25 protein-coding genes are annotated in these 22,880 nt (G+C 74.0%); 15 read left to right on the top strand and 10 right to left on the bottom strand.

The genetic code is table 11. The features are described 5' to 3' along the window. Positions 1-2 precede the first annotated feature (2 nt). The 6 genes from IE273_RS16330 to IE273_RS16305 are packed head-to-tail and all read left to right on the top strand — an operon-like array spanning position 3 to position 3,450. The gene (locus IE273_RS16330) at positions 3-674 is read left to right on the top strand and encodes a DNA primase (protein WP_189815897.1); all 672 of its coding nucleotides are present in this window, start codon (positions 3-5) and stop codon (positions 672-674) included. Beyond that, entirely contained in the window at positions 671-1,840 is a 1,170-nt protein-coding gene (locus tag IE273_RS16325) for an SRPBCC family protein (protein WP_189815896.1), read from the top strand. The genes IE273_RS16330 and IE273_RS16325 overlap by 4 nt, the downstream gene beginning before the upstream one ends. Continuing rightward, a complete protein-coding gene (locus IE273_RS16320; protein ID WP_014676015.1) occupies positions 1,837-2,172 on the top strand; it encodes a gas vesicle protein in 336 nt (111 codons plus the stop codon). Before IE273_RS16325 ends, IE273_RS16320 begins: the two co-directional genes overlap by 4 nt. Further along, a complete protein-coding gene (locus IE273_RS16315) occupies positions 2,169-2,972 on the top strand; it encodes a GvpL/GvpF family gas vesicle protein (protein ID WP_189815895.1) in 804 nt (267 codons plus the stop codon). Before IE273_RS16320 ends, IE273_RS16315 begins: the two co-directional genes overlap by 4 nt. Further along, positions 2,969-3,157, top strand: a complete 189-nt coding sequence (locus IE273_RS16310) for a gas vesicle protein (RefSeq protein ID WP_189815894.1) — start codon at positions 2,969-2,971, stop codon at positions 3,155-3,157. The genes IE273_RS16315 and IE273_RS16310 overlap by 4 nt, the downstream gene beginning before the upstream one ends. Then, positions 3,154-3,450: a gas vesicle protein K gene (locus IE273_RS16305; RefSeq protein WP_189815893.1), complete on the top strand. Its 297-nt coding sequence runs from the start codon at positions 3,154-3,156 to the stop codon at positions 3,448-3,450. Before IE273_RS16310 ends, IE273_RS16305 begins: the two co-directional genes overlap by 4 nt. Positions 3,451-3,497: 47 nt before the next feature. On the opposite strand, the gene IE273_RS16300 is transcribed toward IE273_RS16305, so the two are convergent. From IE273_RS16300 to IE273_RS16290, 3 genes are all read right to left on the bottom strand, one after another. Continuing rightward, complete coding sequence (locus tag IE273_RS16300; protein WP_014676019.1) at positions 3,498-3,668, bottom strand: hypothetical protein; 171 nt, start codon at positions 3,666-3,668, stop codon at positions 3,498-3,500. A gap of 42 nt (positions 3,669-3,710) precedes the next feature. Then, complete coding sequence (locus IE273_RS16295; protein WP_189815892.1) at positions 3,711-4,532, bottom strand: methyltransferase domain-containing protein; 822 nt, start codon at positions 4,530-4,532, stop codon at positions 3,711-3,713. Positions 4,533-4,666: 134 nt separating this feature from the next. Continuing rightward, the gene (locus IE273_RS16290) at positions 4,667-6,163 is read right to left on the bottom strand and encodes a bifunctional phosphatase PAP2/diacylglycerol kinase family protein (RefSeq protein ID WP_189815891.1); all 1,497 of its coding nucleotides are present in this window, start codon (positions 6,161-6,163) and stop codon (positions 4,667-4,669) included. A gap of 73 nt (positions 6,164-6,236) precedes the next feature. Between IE273_RS16290 and IE273_RS16285 the strand changes: the two genes are divergently transcribed. Further along, the gene (locus IE273_RS16285; RefSeq protein ID WP_189815890.1) at positions 6,237-6,893 is read left to right on the top strand and encodes a histidine phosphatase family protein; all 657 of its coding nucleotides are present in this window, start codon (positions 6,237-6,239) and stop codon (positions 6,891-6,893) included. A 406-nt stretch (positions 6,894-7,299) separates the two neighbouring features. Next, positions 7,300-8,919, top strand: coding sequence for an ABC-F family ATP-binding cassette domain-containing protein (locus tag IE273_RS16280; RefSeq protein WP_189815889.1), 1,620 nt, complete (start codon positions 7,300-7,302; stop codon positions 8,917-8,919). Positions 8,920-8,946: 27 nt separating this feature from the next. Here IE273_RS16280 and IE273_RS16275 read toward each other — a convergent pair whose 3' ends face one another. Further along, positions 8,947-10,065, bottom strand: coding sequence for a baeRF2 domain-containing protein (locus IE273_RS16275; protein WP_189815888.1), 1,119 nt, complete (start codon positions 10,063-10,065; stop codon positions 8,947-8,949). A 57-nt stretch (positions 10,066-10,122) separates the two neighbouring features. Here IE273_RS16275 and IE273_RS16270 point away from each other — a divergent pair, with 57 nt between their 5' ends. Next, the gene (locus IE273_RS16270) at positions 10,123-10,410 is read left to right on the top strand and encodes a DUF6158 family protein (RefSeq protein ID WP_189815887.1); all 288 of its coding nucleotides are present in this window, start codon (positions 10,123-10,125) and stop codon (positions 10,408-10,410) included. Positions 10,411-10,513: 103 nt separating this feature from the next. Here the strand turns inward: IE273_RS16270 and IE273_RS16265 are convergent, their stop codons facing one another. From IE273_RS16265 to IE273_RS16250, 4 genes are all read right to left on the bottom strand, one after another. Beyond that, positions 10,514-11,056 (bottom strand): type 1 glutamine amidotransferase domain-containing protein, encoded by a 543-nt coding sequence (locus IE273_RS16265; RefSeq protein WP_189815886.1) that lies wholly within the window; start codon positions 11,054-11,056, stop codon positions 10,514-10,516. Positions 11,057-11,061: 5 nt separating this feature from the next. Further along, a complete protein-coding gene (locus tag IE273_RS16260; RefSeq protein WP_189815885.1) occupies positions 11,062-11,715 on the bottom strand; it encodes a diguanylate cyclase in 654 nt (217 codons plus the stop codon). Further along, complete coding sequence (locus tag IE273_RS16255; protein ID WP_189815884.1) at positions 11,712-12,089, bottom strand: DUF2795 domain-containing protein; 378 nt, start codon at positions 12,087-12,089, stop codon at positions 11,712-11,714. Before IE273_RS16255 ends, IE273_RS16260 begins: the two co-directional genes overlap by 4 nt. 87 nt (positions 12,090-12,176) lie before the next feature. Then, positions 12,177-13,973 (bottom strand): thiamine pyrophosphate-requiring protein, encoded by a 1,797-nt coding sequence (locus IE273_RS16250; RefSeq protein ID WP_189815883.1) that lies wholly within the window; start codon positions 13,971-13,973, stop codon positions 12,177-12,179. A 417-nt stretch (positions 13,974-14,390) separates the two neighbouring features. On the opposite strand from IE273_RS16250, the gene IE273_RS16245 reads away from it, so the two are divergent. The 3 genes from IE273_RS16245 to IE273_RS16235 all read left to right on the top strand — a co-directional run bounded on the left by IE273_RS16245 (position 14,391) and on the right by IE273_RS16235 (position 18,042). Continuing rightward, on the top strand, positions 14,391-15,452 hold the full coding sequence (locus tag IE273_RS16245; protein ID WP_189815882.1) for a hypothetical protein: 1,062 nt from the start codon (positions 14,391-14,393) through the stop codon (positions 15,450-15,452). 272 nt (positions 15,453-15,724) lie between these two features. Further along, positions 15,725-16,984 (top strand): aminotransferase class I/II-fold pyridoxal phosphate-dependent enzyme, encoded by a 1,260-nt coding sequence (locus tag IE273_RS16240; RefSeq protein ID WP_189815881.1) that lies wholly within the window; start codon positions 15,725-15,727, stop codon positions 16,982-16,984. After that, entirely contained in the window at positions 16,981-18,042 is a 1,062-nt protein-coding gene (locus IE273_RS16235) for an MBL fold metallo-hydrolase (protein ID WP_189815880.1), read from the top strand. The genes IE273_RS16240 and IE273_RS16235 overlap by 4 nt, the downstream gene beginning before the upstream one ends. 22 nt (positions 18,043-18,064) lie before the next feature. On the opposite strand, the gene IE273_RS16230 is transcribed toward IE273_RS16235, so the two are convergent. Both IE273_RS16230 and IE273_RS16225 read right to left on the bottom strand, forming a co-directional pair. Beyond that, positions 18,065-18,685, bottom strand: coding sequence for a DedA family protein (locus tag IE273_RS16230; protein ID WP_189815879.1), 621 nt, complete (start codon positions 18,683-18,685; stop codon positions 18,065-18,067). Next, complete coding sequence (locus tag IE273_RS16225) at positions 18,682-19,455, bottom strand: MBL fold metallo-hydrolase (protein WP_189816030.1); 774 nt, start codon at positions 19,453-19,455, stop codon at positions 18,682-18,684. The genes IE273_RS16230 and IE273_RS16225 overlap by 4 nt, the downstream gene beginning before the upstream one ends. 84 nt (positions 19,456-19,539) lie before the next feature. On the opposite strand from IE273_RS16225, the gene IE273_RS16220 reads away from it, so the two are divergent. From IE273_RS16220 to IE273_RS16210, 3 genes are all read left to right on the top strand, one after another. Next, a complete protein-coding gene (locus tag IE273_RS16220; protein WP_014676036.1) occupies positions 19,540-19,971 on the top strand; it encodes a hypothetical protein in 432 nt (143 codons plus the stop codon). 152 nt (positions 19,972-20,123) lie between these two features. Next, positions 20,124-22,253, top strand: coding sequence for a phage holin family protein (locus IE273_RS16215; RefSeq protein ID WP_229887249.1), 2,130 nt, complete (start codon positions 20,124-20,126; stop codon positions 22,251-22,253). Positions 22,254-22,430: 177 nt separating this feature from the next. After that, positions 22,431-22,856 carry an OsmC family protein gene (locus IE273_RS16210; protein ID WP_014676038.1) on the top strand — a complete coding sequence of 142 codons (426 nt, stop codon included), beginning with the start codon at positions 22,431-22,433 and terminating at the stop codon, positions 22,854-22,856. Positions 22,857-22,880: the final 24 nt, after the last annotated feature.

Raw genomic sequence — 22,880 nt, 5'->3', positions numbered from 1 at the left:
CCATGAACCGAACCGCACTGGGCCTCGCCGTAGGGGCCGGATATCTGCTCGGACGCACGAAGAAGCTGAAGATGGCGCTCGCGGTCGGCTCCCTGGCCGCCGGGAAGAAGATGAACCTCAGCCCGCGCGCGCTGGCGGACCAGCTGAACCGGCAGCTGTTGGACAACCCGCAGTTCAAGGAGATCGGCGACCAGCTCCGCCAGGACCTGCGGGGCGTCGGCAAGGCCGCCACCGGCGCGATGGTGGAGCGGCAGATGAATTCGCTCGCCGACCGGCTGCACGGCCGTACGTCGCAGGTCCGCGACCAGCTGTCCGGAGTCGTGCCGACCGGCTCCGACGAGGAGCGGGACGAGGACGAGGGTGACGACGAGGAGCAGGAGGAGCAGGAGGGGAAGCGGGGTGAGCGAGAACAGCCCAGGGGGGAGACCCGGGGCGGCGAGGGTGAGGCGCCCCGGAAGAAGACGGGCAAGAAGCCGGCGAAGAAGGCCCCGGCGACGAAGGCTTCCGGCGGGACGGCGGCCGGCAAGGCCCCGGCCAAGAAGGCCCCGGCCAAGAAGGCGGCGGCCAAGAAGACGGACGCGGCACGCGAGACGGCCGCGAGGAAGACGGCCGCGGTCGGCGGTGCCGCCCGGAGCGCCGTCTCCCGGCAGTCGAAGGGCGGCGATGACCGATGACCGAGACCCTCGGAAGAGCGACCTCCAAGGCCGGCCGGGCCACGGGCGGCGTGACGGCCCCGCTGGCCGGCCTGGCCCGCAGCGAGGCCGCGGACCGGCTGAAGGAAGAGGCCCAGGAGTACCTGAACGCACAGGCCCAGCGGCTGCTGGTCGGGATCGGCCGGAAGCTCGGCGAGACCACCGGCAAGCTGAACGACATCGCCGAGGGCAAGAGCCCGGGCTTCGCCAAACTGGCGCTGGAGGGCGGGCGCAAGCTCGCCGAGGGCAAGGGGCCGCTGCGCTCCGCGCTGGAGCTGGGCGCCTCCCACGCCAAGGACAAGGTGCTCGACACCGTGCGCGGCCTCGGCGGCAGCAAGGGCAAGAAGGGCGGCGCCGGCAAGAAGCCGACCGTCATCATGGAGTCCGTCGACGTGGGCGTACCGCTGCGCACGGCCTACGACCAGTGGACCCAGTACCAGTCGTTCTCCACCTTCGCCAAGGGCGTCAAGAGCGCGAGCCGCGCCGATGACACGCACTCCGACTGGCGGGCGAAGATCTTCTGGTCCACCCGGAGCTGGAAGGCGAAGACGACCGAGCAGATCCCCGACTACCGCATCCAGTGGACCTCGGAGGGCGCCAAGGGCACCACCAGGGGCGTGGTCTCCTTCCACCGGCTGGAGGAGAACCTCACCCGGGTACTGCTGGTCATCGAGTACTACCCGACCGGCCTCTTCGAGAAGACCGGCAACATCTGGCGCGCCCAGGGCCGCCGGGCCAGGCTTGACCTGAAGAACTTCGCCCGCTTCATCACCATCAAGGGAGAGGCGGAGGACAGCTGGCGCGGCGAGATCCGCGACGGCGAGGTGGTCCGCAGCCATGAGGACGCCCTCGCGGAGGAAGAGGAAGAAGCGGAAGAAGAGGGAGCGGAGGAGCCCGAGGGCCGAGAGGGCCCGGAAGGGGAGCAGGAGGAAGAGGAGGAGGAAGAGGGGGAAGAGCCCTACGAGGACGAGTACGAGGGCGAGAACGAGGAAGGCGCCGAGGAAGGCGACGAGGGCTCGTACGAGAACGAGGCCGAGGAAGGCGAGGAGGACGAGGAAGGCGAGGAGGACGAGGGCGAGGAAGGCGAGTACGAGGACGAGTACGAGGAAGAGGAGCCTGAGTTCGCCGAGCGCGGGAGCCGTCGATGACGACACCCAGCCGCTTTCCCGAGCCCTATGGCCAGGGCTCGGGGGCGAACCTCGCCGACATCCTCGAACGTGTGCTCGACAAGGGTGTCGTCATCGCGGGGGACATCAGGATCAACCTGCTCGACATCGAACTGCTCACCGTCAAGCTGCGCCTCATCGTCGCCTCGGTCGACAAGGCCAAGGAGATGGGCATCGACTGGTGGGAGAGCGACCCGGCCCTCTCCTCCCGGGCCCGCCGTGACGAGCTCACCCGGGAGAACGCCGAGTTGCGAGAACGGCTCGCCCGGCTGGAGGAACTGGAGTTGGGCCGCGCCCCGAAGGAGGCACCATGACGACCGGACTGCGGTACGTGTACGCCGTCTGCCGCCCCTTCGGGACGCCCCTGCAAGCCGAGCTGCGGGGCGTCGGGGGCGCCCCGCCGGCGTTGCTGCACCACCACGGGCTGGTCGCGGTGGTCAGTACGGTCCCCGAGGCCGACTTCTGCGAGGAGGCGCTGAAAGCCCACCTGGAGGACCTCGACTGGCTGGCCGCGACCGCCCGCGCCCACCAGGGCGTGGTCGACGCGCTCACCACGGTCACCACCCCGCTGCCGCTGCGGCTCGCGACCGTCTTCCGCGACGACAGCGCCGTCCGCATGATGATCGAGGCCCGCGAGGAGGACTTCGGGCGTCTGCTCGACCGGCTGCACGGCCGCGTGGAGTGGGGCGTGAAGGTGTATCTGGAACCCGAGCCGGAGCCCGCCGAGCCCGAGCCCGCCGCGACGGCGCGGCCGGCCAGCGGGCGGGACTATCTGCGCCGACGGCGGCAGCAGAGCCACGCGCAGGAGGAGAAGTGGCAGCAGGCCGAGCGGTTCGCCCGCTCCCTGCACGAGCGCCTCGCCGAGCGCGCCGAGAACTTCCGGATGCATCCCCCGCAGAATTCCGCGCTCTCCAAAGTGCCGGGACGCAATGTGCTCAACGCGGCCTATCTGGTGCCCCGGGCGCATTCCGAGGAATTCGTGGAACTGGTCGACCGGACCAAGGACGAGGCACCCGGAATCCGGGTGGAACTCACCGGTCCGTGGGCCGCCTACTCATTTTCCGGTGAGGAATCGGGAGCGGAACCGAGTGTGGAATCGGGGGAGGGGCGGTGACCGTAGTCGAACGCCGCGAGGTCGCGCTGGTGGACCTCCTGGACCGGCTGCTGGCCGGCGGGGTCGTCATCACCGGCGACATCACCTTGCGCATCGCGGACGTCGATCTCGTCCGCATCGACCTGAACGCGCTGATCAGTTCCGTGAACCAGCAGGTCCCGTCGCCCTTCGAGGAGCTCCTATGACCGCGCGGCAGCGCCGCAACCGGCTCGACCTGGAACCCGACACGGTCGAACGCGATCTGGTGAAACTCGTGCTCACGGTCGTGGAGTTGCTGCGCCAGCTGATGGAGCGGCAGGCCGTACGCCGCTTCGACACCGGTGAGCTGACCGAGGAGCAGGAGGAGCGGATCGGGCTCACCCTGATGCTCCTGGAGGAGCGGATGGCCGAGCTGCGGGACCGGTACGGACTGCGGCCCGAGGACCTCAACCTGGACCTCGGGCCGCTCGGACCGCTGCTTCCGCGCGACGGACACTAGTGCGGCGGATCGCCGGACACCGGCGCGTCACCAGCGCGGCGGATCGCTCACCACCTGTACCAGCGGCCCCTGCCGCCGGCCGCGGTCGTGCCGCGCACCAGGAATCCCAGCAGCCAGACGACGAGCACCGCCAGGGCGATCCACCACAGTACCTTCAACGCGAATCCGGCACCGAACAGAATAAGCGCCAGAAGCAGGACCAGCAGGATGGGAACCATAATGTGAACCTCCTGCGGTCCGTGTTTCCCGAAATGCGCGAATCAGGCTTCTTTCCGGCACAGAATCTCCCCGTGCAGGACCGCGAACCAGCCGTCCTCCCGCCGGCCCCAGTCCCGCCACGCCTCCGACACGGCCCGCAACCGCTCCGCCGTCGCGTGACCTCCCCCGGTGGCCCGGCCGGCGTACTCGGAGGCGAGGGTGCGGTCCGCCCACAGGCCGCTCCACCAGGCCCGCTCCTCGGGCGTGGCGAACGTCCAGGTGCTGGAGCCCGCCGTGACGTCGCGCAGGCCCGCGTCCCGCGCCCACGCCGCCAGCCGGCGCCCGGCGTCGGGTTCACCGCCGTTGGCCCGGGCCACCCGCTCGTACAGGTCGAGCCAGTCGTCCAGGCCGGGTACCGCCGGATACCAGGTCATCGCCGCGTAGTCCGCGTCCCGTACGGCGATGAACCCGCCCGGCTTCGTCACCCGGCGCATCTCGCGCAGCGCCCGTACGGGGTCGCCGACGTGCTGGAGCACCTGGTGGGCGTGGACCACGCAGAAGGTGTCGTCCGGGTAGTCCAGGGCGTGCACGTCGGCCACCGCGAAGTCGACGTTCGTCAGACCGCGTCCGGCCGCGGTGGTCCGGGCCTGTTCCAGGACGCCGGGCGCCCGGTCGACGCCGGTGACCCGGCCGTCGGGGACCAGTTCCGCCAGGTCGGCGGTGATGGTCCCGGGCCCGCAGCCGATGTCCAGGATCCTCATGTGGGGCTTCAGCGCGCCGAGCAGATAGGCCGCGGAGTTGGCGGCGGTCCGCCAGGTGTGCGATCGCAGCACCGACTCGTGGTGCCCGTGCGTGTAGACGGCGGTCTCCTGCGCTTTCGGCATGGCTGAACCCCTTCACCCTCGTCGGCGTCACCGGCCGGACCCGTCCGCCGGTACGGCTCAACCGTACGCGGGCGTGCCGAATGATGAGACCCGCGTTTCACTATGTGGACCAGCGGGGTGCTGTCCCGCGTGCCTCAACGGGCGGCCGGCACAGGGCGGTAGACCGTCAGGGCCTCCGGGAGCTTCTCCAGGGTCATCTCGCCCGACACCGCCGTCACCTCACCGTCGTACGCCAGCGGGGTGTCCGGGGCGATGCCGGTCAGCCGCAGCCGGTCCACCTGGACCGCCGCGTGCCCGGGGGAGCGGGTCAGCGGACCCGCGACCGCCGCCGTGAGCAGCCGCAGCGCGGGCCTGCCGTTGCCGTGCACCACCCGCACGTCCAGCAGGCCGTCCGCCAGATCGGTACGGCGGCCCGGTGTGAGGCCCATGCGGTGGTAGACGCCGTTGCCGACGAACAGCAGCCACAGGGGCCGCCGCTCCCCGCCCAGCTCCACCTCCAGCGGGTGCCGGCCGGCGCGCAGCACGCGGAGCGCGCCGAGCACCCCGGCCGACCAGCCGCCGATCCGGCTCGACCAACTGTCCCGCGCGCGCACCAGCTCCGGGTACACCCCCAGGCTCAGCGTGTTGAGGAACAGCCCCCGCGACTCCCGGGTGGTGAACCGGACCGCGTCCACCCGGACCGCCTCGCCGTACCGGACGGCCTGGGCCAGCTGGCGTTCGTCCTCCACGCCCAGGTCGTAGGCGAAGTGGTTGAGGGTGCCGCCCGGCAGCACCGCGAGCGGCAGACCGTGCCGCAGCGCGACCACGGCCGCCGCGTTCACCGTGCCGTCGCCCCCGCACACCCCGAGCACCCGGGCCCGGGCCGCCGCCTTCTCCAGCTCGTCGCCGACCTCCTCGGGCGCGCACTCGACGATCTCCGCCCGCGGCAGCGCGTCGTGCAGCGCCCGCACCCGGTCCGCCGTCCCCGACGCCCGGTTGGCGACCACCACCAGGCCGTCGCCCTCGGGCAGCGCGGGGGCCGCGGCGCGCGGCCTGTCGGGCCGCCGGATCTGGGACCGGGTCGGCACCAGACGCCGTACCAGGAAGGCGGCGCCCGCGCCGAGTGCCGCCCCGGCCAGTACGTCGCTCGGGAAGTGCACCCCCGTGTACACCCGGGACATCGCCACCGAGAACGCCACCGGTGCCACCGCCGCGCCCCACGCCGGGGACTCCAGGGCGACGCCGGTCGCGAAGGCGGCGGCGGACGCCGCGTGGCCGGAGGGGAAGGACGTGGTGATCGGCTGCCGCTTGAGCTGCCGCACCAGCGGCACCGGGTCCAGCACCGGCCGGGCCCGGCGCACCGAGCGCTTGCCGAGCGTGTTGATCGTCAACGAGGCCAGGCCGAGCGAGACCAGACCGCGGGCCGCCGCCCGGCGGGCCCGGGGTGTGCGGCTCGCGGCCATCGCGGCGGCCGTCGCGAACCACAGCACCCCGTGGTTCGCGCTGCGGCTCAGGCGGGGCAGGACGCGTTCGGCGCCGGGCCAGTGCCAGGCGGCGGCGGCGTTGAACAGGCGGCCGTCGAGGTCGAGCAGCGTGCGCAGCGGGGCGCGGGCGGCGGTCGCGGGGGCAGTCAGGTCCACGTCTGGGCTCATGGGGTGCGGTTACCCTGAAGTGCCCGTTTCTTGTCCTGTGCGCCGGCCGGCCCGGTGCGAGAGGAGAACCCGGATGCGCCTGCTCCTCGTCCGGCACGGCCAGACCCCGTCCAACCTGAACCACCTGCTGGACACCGCCGTGCCCGGCCCGGGGCTGACCCCGCTCGGCGAGGCGCAGGCCGCCGCGCTGCCCGAGGTGCTCGCCGGAGAGGACATCGAGGCGCTCTACGCGTCCACGCTGATCCGCACCCAGCTGACGGCCGCCCCGCTGGCCGCCGCCCGCCGCCTGGACGTCGTCGTACGCGACGGCATCCGGGAGCTGTCCGCCGGCGACCTGGAGATGCTGCCGGGCCACACCCCGGAGGGCGAGCGGTATCTGCGCACGGTCTTCGCCTGGGCCGCGGGGGACACCGCGCTGCGCATGCCCGGCGGGGAGAGCGGCGAGGAGGCCCTCGCCCGGTACGACGCGGTGGTCGCCGAGGCCGCCGCGAGCGGTGCCGGGTCCGTCGCCATGGTCAGCCACGGTGCCGCGATCCGCGTCTGGACCGCCGCCCGCGCCGCCAACGTCGACGTCGCCTTCGCCGCGGCCCACCCCTTGGAGAACACCGGTGTGATCGTCCTGGAGGGCTCCCCGGCGGACGGCTGGAAGGCCCTGTCCTGGGAGGGCGCCACGGTGGAACCGTCCGGCGAGAGCGGCCCGGCGGGCGAGGCACTGGGGGCGACGGACTAGCCGACGGCCCCGTCACCGAGAGGAGGTCGTCGCGGGCCGGTGGGGAGGGCCGGCCCGGCGCGGCCGGCCCGGCGCGGCCACGGTGGCCCATGGCTCCCCGTGGCGTCCGGGGCCGTGACGGGGCATGGTGGCGTACGGTCCGCGCGCCGCGATCCCCCGGCGGTCCGGAAGCGGCGGCCGGTGCGGCGGTGGTCCGACGAGCCCGCTCGTGAGACCCGGCACCACCACGACCGCCCGCCACCGGACCGGCCCCCGGGAGCGGCCGTGGCGTCCCTCTTGCCGGCCGGTGTTCTGCCCTGCCCGGGAAACGGCGGGAGGTGTCGGGCCCCGGCCCCGCCGGGCGGTGGGCCGGGGCGGCGGATAACGGTTTGCCCCGGGCGGGGGGTGGCTCGGAGAATGCCTGGCCATGGGACATCTCGAAGCCGCGCACCTGGAGTACTACCTCCCCGACGGGAGGGCGCTGCTCGGCGATGTGTCCTTCCGGGTGGGCGAAGGGGCCGTCGTCGCCCTGGTCGGCCCCAACGGCGCCGGCAAGACCACCTTGCTGCGGCTGATCTCCGGCGAGCTGAAACCGCACGGCGGCAGTGTGACCGTCGGCGGCGGCCTCGGCGTCATGCGCCAGTTCGTCGGCTCCGTACGGGACGAGACGACCGTGCGCGACCTGCTCGTCTCCGTCGCCCCGCCCCGCATCCGCGAGGCGGCGAAGGCGGTCGACGAGGCCGAGCACGCCATCATGACCGTCGACGACGAGGCGGCCCAGCTCCGGTACGCGCAGGCCCTCGCCGACTGGGCCGAGGTGCGCGGCTACGAGGCCGAGACCCTGTGGGACATGTGCACCACCGCCGCGCTCGGCGTGCCGTACGAGCGTGCCCAGTGGCGGCAGGTGCGCACCCTCTCCGGCGGTGAGCAGAAGCGGCTCGTGCTGGAGGCGCTGCTGCGCGGCACCGACGAGGTGCTGCTGCTGGACGAGCCGGACAACTACCTCGACGTGCCCGGCAAACGGTGGCTGGAGGAACAGCTCAAGGAGACCCGGAAGACGGTCCTGTTCGTCTCCCACGACCGCGAACTCCTCGCCCGCGCCGCCGAGAAGATCGTCTCCGTCGAACCGGGCCCGGCCGGCGCCGACGCCTGGGTGCACGGCGGCGGCTTCGCCACCTACCACGAGGCCCGTCGCGAACGCTTCGCCCGCTTCGAGGAGTTGCGCCGCCGCTGGGACGAGAAGCACGCCCAGCTGAAGAAGCTGGTCCTGACCCTCCGTCAGGCAGCCGCCGTCAGTCATGAGATGGCCTCCCGCTACCAGGCCGCCCAGACCCGCCTGCGCAAGTTCGAGGAGGCCGGCCCGCCGCCGGAGCCGCCCCGCGAGCAGGACATCACCATGCGGCTGAAGGGCGGCCGTACCGGCGTACGGGCCGTCACCTGCGTGGGACTTGAGCTGACCGGGCTGATGAAGCCGTTCGACCTGGAGGTCTTCTACGGCGAACGGGTCGCCGTCCTCGGCTCCAACGGCTCCGGCAAGTCGCACTTCCTCCGGCTCCTCGCCGGCGAGGACGTCGCCCACACGGGGGAGTGGAAGCTGGGCGCCCGGGTCGTGCCCGGCCACTTCGCCCAGACCCACGCCCACCCCGAGCTCCGGGGCCGCACCCTCCTCGACATCCTCTGGAAGGAGCACGCCCAGGACCGGGGCGCCGCCATGTCCCGGCTGCGCCGCTACGAGCTCACCCAACAGGCCGAACAGAGCTTCGACCGGCTCTCCGGCGGACAGCAGGCCCGCTTCCAGATCCTGCTGCTGGAGCTGGCCGGCGTCACCGCGCTGCTCCTGGACGAGCCCACCGACAACCTCGACCTGGAGTCGGCCGAGGCCCTCCAGGAGGGTCTGGAGGCGTTCCAGGGCACGGTCCTCGCGGTCACCCACGACCGCTGGTTCGCCCGCTCCTTCGACCGCTTCCTGGTCTTCGGCTCCGACGGCCGGGTCCGTGAGACACCCGAACCGGTCTGGGACGAACGGCGAGTGGAGCGGGCCCGGTAACCCGGACCGCCCGCCGCGCCGGAGCCGTCACTTCCAGCGCAGCAGCGCGCCCATGCCGCCCGCCGCGACCTCGTCGCCGGCCTCCTCCAGCACCGGCGTCAGCGAGACGACCGGCGCGTCGGTCACCACGGCCGCCCGCACCAGCGCGTCATCGGCGCGGGCCGGCCAGGCGTGCCGCTCGCCGATGTTCCTCAGCTCCGTACGGCGGGCCGCCAACTGGTCCGGGTCCTCGCCGATCCACACCTCGCGGTGCGTGTCCGGCGCGTCCGGGCGGATCAGCAGCTCGGCCAGCCGGTGCTCGCGCGCCGCCTCGACGAGCTGCGGCACCCCCTCGATCGCCGCGGCCCGCCGTTCCTCGTCGGGCGTCCGGGCGGCCCGGTACCGGTCCACCTCGGCCAGCACCCGCTCCCGGACGTGCCGGGCCCGGATGTCCTCCACCTCCCCCGGCAGCAGCCTGCTGCCGATGCCGTGCTCGGCCTCCACGGTCCGGTCCCGGAGCCGCTGGGGGAGCCGCTCGCGCACCGACCGGCACTCGCGCTCCTCCCCGCACAGGACCAGCAGGTCGGCCCCGGTCTCGGCCTGGCAGGCCGCGAGGGCCTCGGCGACCTCCCGGGCGTTGTGCTCCCAGGTGTTCTCCACCTTCAGCTGGAAGTGCCGCTCGGACCAGTCGGAGGCCTTCGCCCGGTGCATCGGCCACTGCCGGCTGCCCGTCACATGCCCGGTCTCCTCCTGGAGCACCGCGCTGCGCAGTTCGAAGTCGGCACCGGTGCGGTCGATGTACGCCACCAGCGACACGGGGTCCTCCCCGGCCAGGTCCAGCAGCGGCGTGACGTGCGGCAGGGTGCCCCAGTGCACCAGGCCCTGTGGCGGGGCCCGGGTCAGCGGCACCTGGAGCACGATCTCGCCGTTCCGGGCGAAGACGGCCCGCCCGTACGGCTCCGTGCTGTGCCGCAGGGCGTCCACGGTGTCGTACACCGCCCGGCAGGTGGCCTCGTCGGCGCCCTCCTCGCGCAGCCGCCGGGCCACCGCCTCCGCCGTCAGGTGCCTGCGGTGCTCCATGTCCTCGTCGTGCTGCGACAGGTCGATGTATGCGGAGGCCCAGGACCCCGGATGTTCGTACAGTGGACTCAGGAACGCGAGCTCCATGGATTCCTCCCGGAAATCGCTCGGGGGCAGTGCGTGCCGGGCGGGTACCCGTAGCCCATGAACGAACACGACGAGCGGGGCACCACCATGACCGGAGTCGACCCCAGCCGGCTGGACGACCAGCAGCTCATGAAGGAGCTGGAGACGATCCACCGCACGCGCCACGACACTCTCCTGTACGGCTCGAACGACGCACTGCGGGCCCACAACGAGCGCATGGCGCAGCTGGAGGGCGAGTACCTGCGCCGCAACCCCCGCCGCCTGGTGAGCGCCGCCCGCACCCGGGAGGGCGCCCGTGAGCGCGGCTGCGGCGAGGCGGCGACCCCGGACACGGCCGGCACCTGACGCCGCCCACGGCCAGACCCGCGGGACGGCACCCTCACCCGACAAGGCGCCCGCACGAAGGGGCCGGCCCCTGACGGGCCGGCCCCCTCACCTCAGCGTCCGGTCAGCCGGCCTCGCCGGCGAACACGTGCAGGAACGCGTCGCAGAACGCCTTCAGGTCGTCCGGCTTGCGGCTGGTCACCAGCCGGTTGGAGCCGTGGTCGCAGATCTTCACCTGCTCGTCCACCCAGGTGCCGCCGGCGTTCCGGATGTCCGTGCGCAGACTCGGCCAGGAGGTCAGCACCCGGCCGCGTACGACGTCCGCCTCCACCAGCGTCCACGGCGCGTGGCAGATCGCCGCGACCGGACGGCCCGTCTCGAAGAAGTCCTTCACGAACGCGACGGCCTTCTCGTCCATCCGCAGGAAGTCCGGGTTGGCCACGCCGCCCGGCAGGACGAGACCGCCGAACGACCCGGCCGACGCCTCACCCACCACCTCGTCCACGGGGAACGTGTCCGCCTTGTCCAGGTGGTTGAACGCCTGGATCTTCCCGGACCGGGTCGACACCAGCACCGGCTGGTGCCCGGCACCGGAGGCCGCCTGCCACGGCTCGGTCAGCTCGACCTGCTCGACGCCCTCGGGTGCCACCAGAAACGCGATACGCATGATCCTCAGCTTCCTTTCACTCTCCGCAGCGTGGCCCGGTGGACCCGGGCCCGGTGGTTCCTCGCCCGGGCCGCCCACCGGCAACGCACCAGCTCCTCGCCGTACGGCAGCAGCACGCACGCGCCGATCAGCAGACCGATGCCCGCCAGGTAACCGGGCGACAGCGGGCGCCGGCGCGGCACCAGACGCCACGCGTCCGGGTCCCCGCGCCCCCCGCGCAGCAGCGACCGCACCTGATCGGCGTGCAGGCACATCAGCGAGACCAGCCCGCCGAAGGGCAGCGACTCCAGAAAACTGTGGATGTGCTGCTCGACGGGCTTGACCTCACGGTCGCTGTGGACGGCGGTCCGCACGTCCCACAGCGCCGTCGCCTCGTGCACCGCCGCCGCGCCGAGCTGCACGGACAGCAGCAGCGGATTGACCTCGTAGCGCAGGGTGAGCGCGATGGGCAGGCCCACCTCCGCCATCATCAACGAATGGATCAGGGACTCCTTCGTCCCCGCCGTGTCCTCGATCCGGGTCCGCCGGTGCATCGCCCAGTCGGCGAGCCCCGGCACGAACCAGCCGGGCAGCAGCCCGTACAGCAGGAACCGCGTGGTGGCGTCCCCCACGTCGGCCGTGGCACCGCGCGCGATGCCGGCCGCCTGGTCCTGGCTCATGCGCCGCCCGCCACGGCCTCGGCGAGCTGCTGCATGTTCTCGTACCGGCTGCCGTGCGGCAGCGCGGCCACCGCGTCGACCAGTCCGCCGGGCGCGTTGCTCCGGCGCAGCGCCCGGGCCAGCTCGCCCGGCTTCGCGGGAAACGTGTGCCGGCTCAGGTGCCGGGCCAGCTCCAGCCGGGTCCGCTCCAGCGACGCCGGAGACCCCAGGCCGCCCACGGGTCCGCTCCACACCTCCGGATCGTCGTCCGCGGCGGGCTCCGGGTCGTGCCACTCCTCGACGCGCGTGGGATGGCCGGACCGGAGCAGCCCCTTCAGTTCGTGCTTCATCTCGTCGTCCCGGTGGACGCTCAGCCGGTCACTGCCTCGCTGCATGTCTCCCTCCAGAGGGTCGAAGGTCCGCACCGCGTACCCGGTACCGCACGTCCGACACGGGTCGGCGCCGCCCGGCCACCGCTCGGCCTAGTGCTTCTGCCGGCCCGGCAGGAACTCCTGCACCTTCGCCTTCAGCCCCTGCTTGACCATCGAGCCCCGGTCGGCGTCGCCCTTGAGGATCGACGCGGCCGTGGCCTCCATCTGCTCCCAGCCGGCGTGCGGCGGGATCGGCGGTACGGCGGGGTCGGTGAGGAACTCGACCACCGCCGGTCCGTCCGCCTCCAGGGCGGCCCGCCAGCCCGCCTCCACGTCCTGCGGCTTCTCCACCCGGATCCCGGTCAGACCGAGCGACCGGGCGAAGGCCGCGTACTGCACATCGGGGATCGACTGCGACGGCAGGAACGACGGGGAACCCTCCATGGCCCGCATCTCCCACGTCACCTGGTTCAGGTCCTGGTTGTTCCACACGGCCACCACGAGCCGCGGATCCGACCAGCGGTCCCGGTACTTCGCCGCCGTGATCATCTCCGCCAGGCCGTTCATCTGCATCGCCCCGTCCCCGACCAGCGCGAACACCGGCCGGTCCGGGTGCGCGAACTTCGCCCCGATCGCGTACGGCACCCCCGGGCCCATCGTCGCCAGCGTCCCGGACAGCGAACCGCGCATGCCCGGCCGCATCGTGATGTGCCGGGCGTACCAGTTGGCGACCGACCCCGAGTCCGAGGTGAGGATCGCGTTGTCCGGCAGCAGCGGGTCGAGCGCCCGGGCCACGTGCTCCGGGTTGATCGGATCGGCCGACAGCCCGGCCCGCCGCTCCATCGTCTCGTGCCAGCGCTTCACGTTCGCGCACACCGTGTCGTGCCACTCGCGCCCGCGCCCCTCCGCCTTCAGCATCGGGATCAGCCGCCGCAGCGTGGCCCGGGCGTCACCGACCAGGTTCACCTCGTACGGATAGCGCATCCCGATCATGTGCGGGTCGATGTCGATCTGCACTCCGCGCGCCTTGCCGAAGTCCGGCATGAACTGCGTGTACGGGAAGGACGAGCCGATCGTCAGCAGCGTGTCGCAGTCCCGCATCATCTCGTACGACGGCCGGCTGCCCAGCAGCCCGATCGGCCCGGTGACGTACGGCAGCTCGTCGCTCAGCACGTCCTTGCCGAGCAGCGCCTTCGCCACCCCCGCGCCGAGCATCTCGGCGACCTCGCGGACCTCCGCGACCGCGCCCGCGGCGCCCTGCCCGATCAGGATCGCCACCTTGTCGCCCGCGTTCAGCACGTCCGCCGCCCGGCGCAGCGCCTCGTCCGTCGGGGTCGCCGTGCAGTCGCTCATCCCCAGGCTGGAGGGCACCATCTTGAACTCGTGCGTCGGCGGCGAGTAGTCCAGCTCCTGCACATCGGCCGGGATGATCAGCGCGGTCGGGCAGCGCCGGGCGTACGCCGTCCGGATCGCCCGGTCCAGCACGTTCGGCAGCTGCTCCGGCACGGTCACCGTCTCGACGAACTCCGAGGCGACGTCCTTGTACAGCGTGTGCAGGTCGACCTCCTGCTGGTACGAACCGCCCATCGCCGTCCGGTTGGTCTGCCCGACGATCGCCAGCACCGGCACGTGGTCCAGCTTCGCGTCGTACAGACCGTTGAGCAGATGGATGGCACCCGGCCCCGACGTCGCCGCACAGACCCCGATCCGGCCGCTGAACTTCGCGTACCCGACCGCCTCGAACGCGGACATCTCCTCGTGCCGGGACTGGATGAACCGCGGCTGGTCCTCGGCGCGGCCCCAGGCGGCGAGCAGCCCGTTGATGCCGTCACCCGGGTAGCCGAAAACCTGTTCCACCCCCCAGGCGCGCAGGCGCTCAAGGATGTGGTCCGAGACCTTGGTGCTCATGGAGAGACCTCCCGGTGCAGTGCGTAGCGGACGATCCGGTCAGCGGATACCGAGTGACCTGCGCGGGGGGCGGAAAACCTCCGGGGGCGGGTACGGGAGCGGGTTCCGGGGCGCCTTGGGCCTGCCGTCGGCCGGACTGTCACCCGGCCGGCCCCGGGTGTCCCGCGAATGGGCTCCGGCCGCGCGCGGTACGGCGGCACGCGGGCTGTCATGGCAGCGAGGGCACGACCCGTGTCCTTCCGTCACCCGGGCACCGCACGGTGTCGCCGACGCGCTGTGCGACGGTCACACCGCGCGCGACCGGTACGCCGGTGTACGCCGCACCGCGCACCGGCGCCCGGCCGTGCCGCCGCTGCCCGTTGGTTGCCGTCCGCTGTCCGCCGCCCGCTGTCCGCCGCCCGCCGAGGAGCCCCTCCCATGCGCCGCACCGCCCGCGCCCTGTCCGCCGCCCTCGCCGCCAGTGCCGTGCTCGCCCTCACCGGCCCGGCCGCCGCCGCCCCCGTCTCCGGCACCCTCACCGCGCCCGCGTTCTGCGACCCCGTCAGCGGGCCGGCGCCGGTCGTGCCGGCCGCCGCCTCGGGCGCCACCCGCGCCACCGCCGGGGGCGATAGCGGGAGTGCGCGCCGGGCCACCGACCCCGCCGCCGCCCGGATCGCCGACGCCCCCTGTCCGTCCGTCTCCCTGGCCCCGGGCACGCCCCCGACCGGCGGCCACCCCGTCACCCGGAGCGGCGAGGCCCTCACCGCGCCGGACACGGCCTGCGCGGACGGCACACCCTGCGGCCAGGACAGCCCGCAGAACGCCGGGCGGGAGGGCACGGGGGCCGTGCCCGGACTGGACGGCCTCGCGGACCTGGGCACCGGGACCGGGCCGGACGAAGGGTGGGACGGCTTCGGCCAGGACGGCTTCGGCCAGGACGGTGCCGGCCGGGCCGGCGCGGGCGAGGTGGGGCCCGGACAGGCGACCGGACCGGACGGCGGCGGCCGGGACGGGGGCGGGACGGGGGCGGGGCGGGACGGTGCCGGGCAGGACGGCGGTGGACGGCAGAACACCGGGAAGGACTCCGCCGGGCGGGACGGCACGGGCAAGGACTCCGCCGGGACGGGCAAGGACTCCGCCGGGGCCGGCAAGGACCCCGCCGGGCAGGACGGTTCCGGGCGGGAGTGCGCGGGGGCGGGAGCCGGTGCGGGGGCGGGCTCCTGCGGCCATGACGACCACTGGTGCGCGGAGTCCCGGGAGGGCGGCTGCTCGGACGGCCGCACCTGTGACGAGTCCCACGGCTCCGACCCCTGCGCGCCCGCCGGCGTCCAGCACGGCGTGGACGCGGGACGGGGCGGCACCTTCGACGACTCGGTCCCCGCCCTGGCCGTCGGCGCCGCCCTCATCGCCGCCGCCTGCGCGGGCGCCGGCTACCGGCTGTTCGGCCACCGGGTTGTCGGCCACCGGCGGTTCCGGGGAGGCGAACCCGCGGGGATGTGATCCGGGCAACTTCCGGCACCGCCCATGGAGGGCCGTCCGGCGGGTACACACCTTCCCGAGGGCACCTCCCAGGGACCTCACCGGAACCACCCGCCACACAGCCGGCCCGGAGCACCACAGGACACGGCACGAGACGCACGACGAGACGGACGGACACCCGCCCGGACAGGTCGCCGACCCGCACGGCACACGCGGACGGCACAGCAGCCCACGCGGACAGCACGGCCCGGAGCGGGCGGCACGACGGCACCACGGACTGCGCGGAGGCGGACATGCGGCGGACGGACCTCGAAGAAGGCCACGGCCCCGTCCGCTACGGCCCGCCGCTCCCCGGCGACGGCCTGCCCGTGCTCCCCGAACTGTCCGCCGTGCTCTCCGCCGCCGCGAGCCGCGCCGACGCCCATCCCGTCGGCGGCGCCCCCGCCCTGCTGGAGGCGGCCTGCGGCTACTGGACCCGGCGCGGCCTGCCCTGCGTCCCCGACCAGGTGGCCGCCGGACCCGGCGCCCCCGCCCTGCTGCTCGCCCTGACCGCCGCGCTCGCCGGCGACGGCGCGGACGTCCTCGTACCCCGGCCCTGCCCCGCCTGGTGGGCCCCGTACGCCCGCGTCCTCGGCCGGCCCGCCTTCCACGTCCCGACCCCGGCCGAGGGCGGCGGGGTCCCCGACCCGTACGCGCTGCTGGAGACCGTCCGCCGGGTCCGCGCCGAGGGCGGTGACCCCCGGCTGCTGGTGCTGTCCGTCGCCGACGACCCCACCGCCACCGTCACCCCGCCCGAACTGCTGCACGAGACCGTCGAGGCCGCCACCGCCGAGGGCCTGCACCTGGTCAGCGACGAGACCTGGCGGGACACCCTGCACGCCCCGCACGACACCGTCCTGCTCAGCCCCGCCGAGATGTGGCCCGGCCAGGTCACCGTCGTCACCGACCTGGCCGGCGCCCTGCTGCCCCCCGGCTGGCCCGCCGCCGTCGCCCGCTTCCCGGCCACCGACAGCGGACGGCACCTCCACGCGCGCGTGCTCGACATCCTCACCGCCCTCGGCGCCCGTCTCCCCACACCGGTCGCGGCGGTCGCCGGCTACGCCCTGGACGAGCCCCCGCCCGTCATCGAACGCCGCGAGGCCACCGTACGGCTGCACGCGCGCGTGGCCGCCGCCGCGCACGCCGCCGTCGTCGCCGCCGGCGCGCTCGCCCGGCCCCCGCAGGCCGGCCGGCACCTGTACGTCGATCTCGGCCCGCTGCGGGAACCGCTCGCCGCCCAGGGCGTCGGTGACGCACAGGAACTGGAGGACCTCCTCACCGCACGGCTCGGCATGCCCGCGCCCGGCGGCCACCGCTTCGGCGACGACCTCGGAGCGCTGCGCGTCCGGCTCGCCACCGGGCCCCTGCTGGGCGCCACGGACGAGGAACGCACGGAAAGCCTCACGTCACCCGAACCGTTGGAACTGCCACACGTGCAACGGGCGTTGATCTCCTTGAGGTCGGCCTTCGACGATCTCCGCGACGACGCTCAGCGATGGGAGCATCCTCGATGACGCAGCAGACGCATGAGCCCGGCCCGGCCACGACGACGGCCGTGGCAGCCGGCGAACCCGGCACGCCGGCCCCCCTCGCGCCCTCTTCCCCGCCCCTGGCCGAGCCCCGCCCGCTCGGCGAACACCGGGTCTGGCCCCGCACGTTCCACGACCGGCTCACCGCCCCCCTGCCCGGCCTGAAGGCCCTCGCCCGCTTCGCCCGCGAAGGCGCCGTGCGCCCCGGACCCGATGGCCTCGCCGACATCCCCCGTCTGCCCTACGCACCGGCCCCGCTGCCCCGCGTCGACACCCGTACCCTCGCCGTCACCTGGGCGGGACACGCCAGCTGGATCGTCCGCATCGGCGGCCTGACCGTCCTCACCGACCCCGTCTGGTCCCGCCGCATCCTCGGCACCCCGGCCCGCATCACCCCCGTGGGCGTGCTCTGGGAGAGCCTGCCCCGCGTCGACGCCGTCGTCATCAGCCACAACCACTACGACCACCTGGACGCCCCCACCCTGCGCCGACTCCCGCGCGACACCCCGGTGTTCGCGCCCGCCGGCCTCGGCCGCTGGTTCCGGCGCCGCCGGTTCACCCGGGTCACCGAACTCGACTGGTGGGAGGGCGCCGAACTGTCCGGGGTCCGCTTCGACTTCGTCCCCGCCCACCACTGGTCCAAGCGCACCCTCACCGACACCTGCCACAGCCTGTGGGGCGGCTGGGTCCTGACCGACTCCGACGGACAGCGCCTCTACTTCGCCGGCGACACCGGTTACGGCCACTGGTTCTCCCGCATCGGCCGCCGCTACCCCGGCATCGACCTCGCCTTGATGCCCATCGGCGCCTACGACCCCCGCTGGTGGCTCCGCGACGTCCACTGCGACCCCGAGGACGCGGTCCAGGCCACCCTCGACCTCGGCGCCCGCCGCATGGCCCCCATGCACTGGGCCACGTTCATCCTCTCCGCGGAACCGGTCCTGGAGCCGCTCACCAGAGCGCGGACGGCCTGGGAGAAGGCGGGGCTGGAGCGCGAGGACCTGTGGGACCTGCCGGTCGGCGGCTCAAGAGTGCTGGACTGACGCGGGGCGTCCCGGCGCCCCCTCACCCGGCGGCCCGGACCCGCCGCCACAGACCGGGCGCCGCGCTGATGACGACGGTCAGCACCACCGCCACCACAACCCCCTCCCACGGCTCGGCGAACAGCGAACCCCCCACTATCCCGATCACCTGGTACGTGGCCGCCCAGGCGAGACAGGCAGGCAGATTCCCCCGCGCGAACCGCCTCGGCGGCCACTCCGCCATCAGACAGGCCAGCATCACCGGTATCCGCCCGGCCGGCACCAGCCGGGACAGCACCAGCACCGCCACCCCGTGCTCGGCCAGCTTCCCCCGCGCCTGCGCGAGCCGCTCCTCCGGCGCCCGCGACCGTATCGCCTCCAGCCACCGCGACCCGTTCTTCGACCGCATCCCGCGCCGCCCCAGCCAGTACAGCGCCGCGTCCCCCAGGAACGCGGCCAGCGACGCCGTCACGAACACCAACGCCAGCGGGAACGGCATCGTCTGATGGAACGCCACCACCGCCGCGGAACTCACCAGCGCGCCCGTCGGCACGACCGGCACCAGCGCCCCGATCAGCACCAGCAGGAACAACGACGGATAGCCCATCACTTGCTGCGTCGCCCCGGGCGTCACCGCCCGCGACACGTCGGCCAGCCATGTCACCGCGCGACCTCCAGCCGCACGCTCTCCCCGTGCCCCAGCTTGTGCACCGCCACCCCCGGCGCGGCCACCGCCGCCAGCCGCACGAACTCGTCGCCCGGCGCGTGGAACTCGTGCGGGCGCACCGCGTCCATGCCGATCGGCCAGTACGTCCCGTAGTGCACCGGCACCGCCAGCCGCGGCGCCAGCCGGGCCAACGCGCGTGCCGCGCGGCCCGCGTCCAGATGTCCCTCCCCGAGATACGGCCCCCAGCCGCCCACCGGCAGCAGCGCCACGTCCACCGGCCCCACCCGCTCGGCCATGTCGTCGAACAACCCGGTGTCCCCGGCGAAGTACGTCCGCGCCTCGCCCTCGACGACGTAGCCCAGCGCGGGCGAGCGGTGCGGACCCACCGGCAGCCGCCGCCCGTCGTGCAGCGCCGGCACCACACGCACCAGCAGCTCGCCGATCCGCACCTCGTCGCCGGGAGCCACCTCGGTGATCCGCAGCTGCCGCAGCCGGCGCAGACCGGGTACCGCCCGTGGTGCGCCCCGGGGCACGAGCAGGCGCGTGCCCGGGTCGAGGCAGGCCAGCGACGGCAGGTGCAGATGGTCCGCGTGCAGGTGGGAGACCAGTGCCACGTCCGCGCGGCGGGCCCCCGGGGGCGGCACCGCACCCCGCCGGCGCCGCAGGTGCGCCAGCCGGCGGGCGAACAGGGGGTCGGTCAGCAGGCGTACGTTCGCATCCTCCAGCGCACAGGTGGCGTGACCCCACCACGTGATCTCCACCGGCACCTTCTTCGCCTCCTTCACGCGACTCCCCGAAGCCTACGGGCAGGAGTAGGGTCGGCGGCGAAACCCGGAGGTGAGGGGGACGCCATGGGACAGCCGCGGGGTGCCTTCGGGGCGCTCACGACCGTGCGGGTCACCGCCATCGCCAGCCTCACACCCCTGGAGGAGCTGGAGGCCGACCCCTTCCTGGTGGACTCGCGCAGCCAGCACGCGATGTGCGCCCGCTGGGCCGCCGAGCACGGCTACGTGGTCGCCCGGGAACTTCTCGTCGGCGGACTGCGTTTCGACCACTGCGCGCTCTGGGACGGGGTGCGGCCCGGGGTGGACGTGTTCGTCGCGCCCAGCCTCCGGGTGCTGCGCCGGGCCCTGTCGTCGGTGGAGGAGTTCACCGCCGAATGCGCGCGCCGGGGCGTGCGCGTGGAGACGGTGGGGCGGGCCGAGCCGGCGTACGACGCGCAGATGAAGGCGCGGGTGCACCGCCGGCTGTCGATGCCGACGGCCGGCTACGACGGACGGTGACCCCCTCCCGGTCCCGCCCCGTTTGCGATGGCCCGCCCGGGCGGACGGCCGCACGTGTGACAAGGTGGAGCCGGCTCGATCGGGCCGGTGAAGCGAGAGGAGGCCCCCCGGCCACAGGGTGGGGGAGGGCCGGGACATGAGGTGTGCGGGGCGTGGGCGGGGTGCGGTGGCGACGGATCGCCAGTCAGGTCGGGCGGAGCGTCGCCGTATGGGCGGTCTCCACGGTCACCATGCTGGCCCTCGCCGCGATCCTGCCCGACTTCCAGCTCCAGTCCGCCGACGGTGACAGCGCCACCCGCATCGCCGTGGCCGCCGCCTGCGGCGCGGGCGCCTTCGGCATCCTCTCGGCCGTGGTCTGGCCGCTCCTGGTGCGCTTGCTGCTGCTCGTCCCCGCCCTCGTCCTCGGCCTGCTGGTCTTCTTCCTCAACGGCTCCCTGCTGCTGCTCGCCCTGCGCATCAATCCCTCCGGGCGCGGCGAGGCCGCGCCCGAGACCGCCGTCATCGTGGCCGCCGTGATGTCCGCCGTCGCGTCCGCCACCGGCGCGGCCCTCGCCGTGCGCGACGACGAGACCTACCGGCGCCGCCTGCACCGCCTCGCCACCCGCAGCCGACGGGACCATCCGCCCTGCCCCACCGCGCCCGGACTGCTGTGCGTGCAGCTCGACGGCGTCGGCCACGACGTCCTGGTCGACGCGGTCCGCAAGGGCCTGATGCCGACGGTGGGCCGCTGGCTGTCCGGCGGCGACGGCGTACGGCCGGCGAGCGCGGGCGAGGGCACCCCGCCGGCGGCGGTCGGCCGTGCCCGCCCCACCCACCGCCTCACGCCCTGGCGCACCGACTGGTCCAGCCAGACCGGCGCCAGCCAGCTCGGCATCCTGCACGGCAGCACCTTCGACGTGCCGGCGTTCCGCTGGTACGAGAAGGACCGGGGCGAGGTGATGGTCTGCAACCGGCCGACGAGCGCCGCCGAACTGCAACGCCGGGCCATACGGCACACGGGCGACGGCGGACTGCTCACCGTCGACGGCGCCAGCCGGGGCAACCTGTTCAGCGGCGGCGCCGCCGAGCAGGCCCTCGTCCTGTCGATCGCCGCCCGCCGCCGCGGCCCGGCGAACCGTTCCCGCGCCGGGTACTTCGCCTACTTCCGCGACCCGGCGGGCGCCGTCCGCACCGCCCTGTCGTTCGTCGCCGAGGTGGGCCGCGAGATCGGCCAGTCCACCCGCGCCCGGCTGCGGGGACAGCGCCCGCGCGTCGGCCGGGGCGGCCTCTACCCGTTCGTCCGCGCCTTCGCCACCGTCGTCGAACGGGACGTCGTCGTCGCCGCGGTCATGGGCGACATGCTCGCCGGCCGCACCGCCGTCTACGCCGACCTCGTCGCCTACGACGAGGTCGCCCACCACTCCGGCCCGCGCAGCCGCGACACCGAGAAGGTCCTGCAACGCCTCGACCGCTCCCTCGCCCTCCTCGAACGGGTCGCCGAACACGCCCCGCGCCCCTACCGGATCGTCGTCCTCTCCGACCACGGACAGAGCCCCGGCGAAACGTTCCGCGCCCGCTACGGCCTCACCCTCGGCGACCTGGTCCGGGCCGGCTGCGGACTGCACGTCCCGCGCCGGGCCCAGCGCACCCGCAGCGGCACCGAGGCCCGCGCGGCCGTCCGCGCCGCCCTGCGCCGGCCGGTCGAGGAGAAGGGCGAGCACCACCGCCCCTCCCGCCGCTCCGAGCCGATCGTGCTGGCCTCCGGCAACCTCGGCCTCATCTCCTTCCCGGACGTCCCGCACCGCATGACCAAGGAAGAGATCGACGCCCGCCACCCCGCCCTGCTCACCACGCTCGCCAACCACCCCGGTGTCGGCTTCCTCCTCGTGCGCAGCGAGGAGCACGACGGCGTCGTCCTCGGCGCCTACGGTGCCGAGATCCCCCTGGCCGAGCTGGACGACGAGCCCGGCCCGCTGGCCCGCTTCGGCCCCGGTGCCGCCGACGCCGTCCGCCGCACCCACTCCTTCCCGCACACCGCCGACATCATGGTGAACTCCGCCTACGACCCCGCCGACGGCGAAGTCCTCGCCTTCGAGGAACAGATCGGCTCGCACGGCGGGCTCGGCGGTGCCCAGTCCCACCCGTTCCTGCTCTCCCCGCACGAGCTGTCCGCACCGGCCGGGGACGGGGAGGAACTGACCGGCGCCGAGCACATCCACCGTGTGCTGCGCCGCTGGCTCAGCGAGCTGGACGGGCCCCAGGTGCCGCTCGCCCCGGACGTGGCGGAGGAGCGGGCCGCCTGACACCCGGCCGCGCCCGCACCGCCGTACCCCCACACTGTCCTCGGACTCCGGTCCCGCGGGGACGTCACCCGCCGTTCACGCCCCGTGGGCCGGTCTTCGGAGTGCGATGAGCCCGGATGTGATCGGATAGGGACATCCGGGAACCCCGGAACCGCGACACTCGCGAAAGGAAGCATCGTGGCAACCACGCGCACCGCGCACACCGTCTGGGAAGGCAACCTGCTCGAAGGGAACGGCATCGTCACCTTCGACTCCTCCGGCATCGGCCAGCAGCCGGTCACGTGGGCCTCGCGCGCCCAGGACGCGAACGGCAAGACCAGCCCCGAGGAGCTGATCGCCGCCGCCCACTCCAGCTGTTTCTCCATGGCCCTCTCGCACGCCCTGGCCGGCGCCGGCACCCCGCCCACCCGGCTGGAGACCAACGCCGACGTCACCTTCCAGCCCGGCGAGGGCATCACCGGCATCCACCTCACCGTGCGCGGCGAGGTGCCCGGCCTGGACGCGGACGGCTTCCGGTCCGCCGCCGAGGACGCCAAGAAGAACTGCCCGGTCAGCCAGGCCCTGACCGGTACGACGATCACCCTGACGGCCGAGCTGGCCTGACCCCCGCCCCACGCGGGCTGCCGC

This window comes from Streptomyces olivaceoviridis, assembly GCF_014650115.1.
GTDB lineage: Bacteria > Actinomycetota > Actinomycetes > Streptomycetales > Streptomycetaceae > Streptomyces > Streptomyces olivaceoviridis.
The sequence above is the reverse complement of the archived record's forward strand: the minus strand, read 5'-3'. Positions and strand labels throughout refer to the sequence as shown.

Coding starts and splice junctions, on each gene's coding strand:
- IE273_RS16255 (WP_189815884.1), bottom strand. CDS start 12,089: ATGCAGCGAGGCAGTGACCGGCTGAGCGTCCACCGGGACGACGAGATG.
- IE273_RS16275 (WP_189815888.1), bottom strand. CDS start 10,065: ATGGAGCTCGCGTTCCTGAGTCCACTGTACGAACATCCGGGGTCCTGG.
- IE273_RS16305 (WP_189815893.1), top strand. CDS start 3,154: ATGACCGCGCGGCAGCGCCGCAACCGGCTCGACCTGGAACCCGACACG.
- IE273_RS16245 (WP_189815882.1), top strand. CDS start 14,391: ATGCGCCGCACCGCCCGCGCCCTGTCCGCCGCCCTCGCCGCCAGTGCC.
- IE273_RS16250 (WP_189815883.1), bottom strand. CDS start 13,973: ATGAGCACCAAGGTCTCGGACCACATCCTTGAGCGCCTGCGCGCCTGG.
- IE273_RS16270 (WP_189815887.1), top strand. CDS start 10,123: ATGAACGAACACGACGAGCGGGGCACCACCATGACCGGAGTCGACCCC.
- IE273_RS16260 (WP_189815885.1), bottom strand. CDS start 11,715: ATGAGCCAGGACCAGGCGGCCGGCATCGCGCGCGGTGCCACGGCCGAC.
- IE273_RS16285 (WP_189815890.1), top strand. CDS start 6,237: ATGCGCCTGCTCCTCGTCCGGCACGGCCAGACCCCGTCCAACCTGAAC.
- IE273_RS16325 (WP_189815896.1), top strand. CDS start 671: ATGACCGAGACCCTCGGAAGAGCGACCTCCAAGGCCGGCCGGGCCACG.
- IE273_RS16315 (WP_189815895.1), top strand. CDS start 2,169: ATGACGACCGGACTGCGGTACGTGTACGCCGTCTGCCGCCCCTTCGGG.
- IE273_RS16240 (WP_189815881.1), top strand. CDS start 15,725: ATGCGGCGGACGGACCTCGAAGAAGGCCACGGCCCCGTCCGCTACGGC.
- IE273_RS16295 (WP_189815892.1), bottom strand. CDS start 4,532: ATGCCGAAAGCGCAGGAGACCGCCGTCTACACGCACGGGCACCACGAG.
- IE273_RS16320 (WP_014676015.1), top strand. CDS start 1,837: ATGACGACACCCAGCCGCTTTCCCGAGCCCTATGGCCAGGGCTCGGGG.
- IE273_RS16290 (WP_189815891.1), bottom strand. CDS start 6,163: ATGAGCCCAGACGTGGACCTGACTGCCCCCGCGACCGCCGCCCGCGCC.
- IE273_RS16220 (WP_014676036.1), top strand. CDS start 19,540: ATGGGACAGCCGCGGGGTGCCTTCGGGGCGCTCACGACCGTGCGGGTC.
- IE273_RS16300 (WP_014676019.1), bottom strand. CDS start 3,668: ATGGTTCCCATCCTGCTGGTCCTGCTTCTGGCGCTTATTCTGTTCGGT.
- IE273_RS16235 (WP_189815880.1), top strand. CDS start 16,981: ATGACGCAGCAGACGCATGAGCCCGGCCCGGCCACGACGACGGCCGTG.
- IE273_RS16280 (WP_189815889.1), top strand. CDS start 7,300: ATGGGACATCTCGAAGCCGCGCACCTGGAGTACTACCTCCCCGACGGG.
- IE273_RS16330 (WP_189815897.1), top strand. CDS start 3: ATGAACCGAACCGCACTGGGCCTCGCCGTAGGGGCCGGATATCTGCTC.
- IE273_RS16265 (WP_189815886.1), bottom strand. CDS start 11,056: ATGCGTATCGCGTTTCTGGTGGCACCCGAGGGCGTCGAGCAGGTCGAG.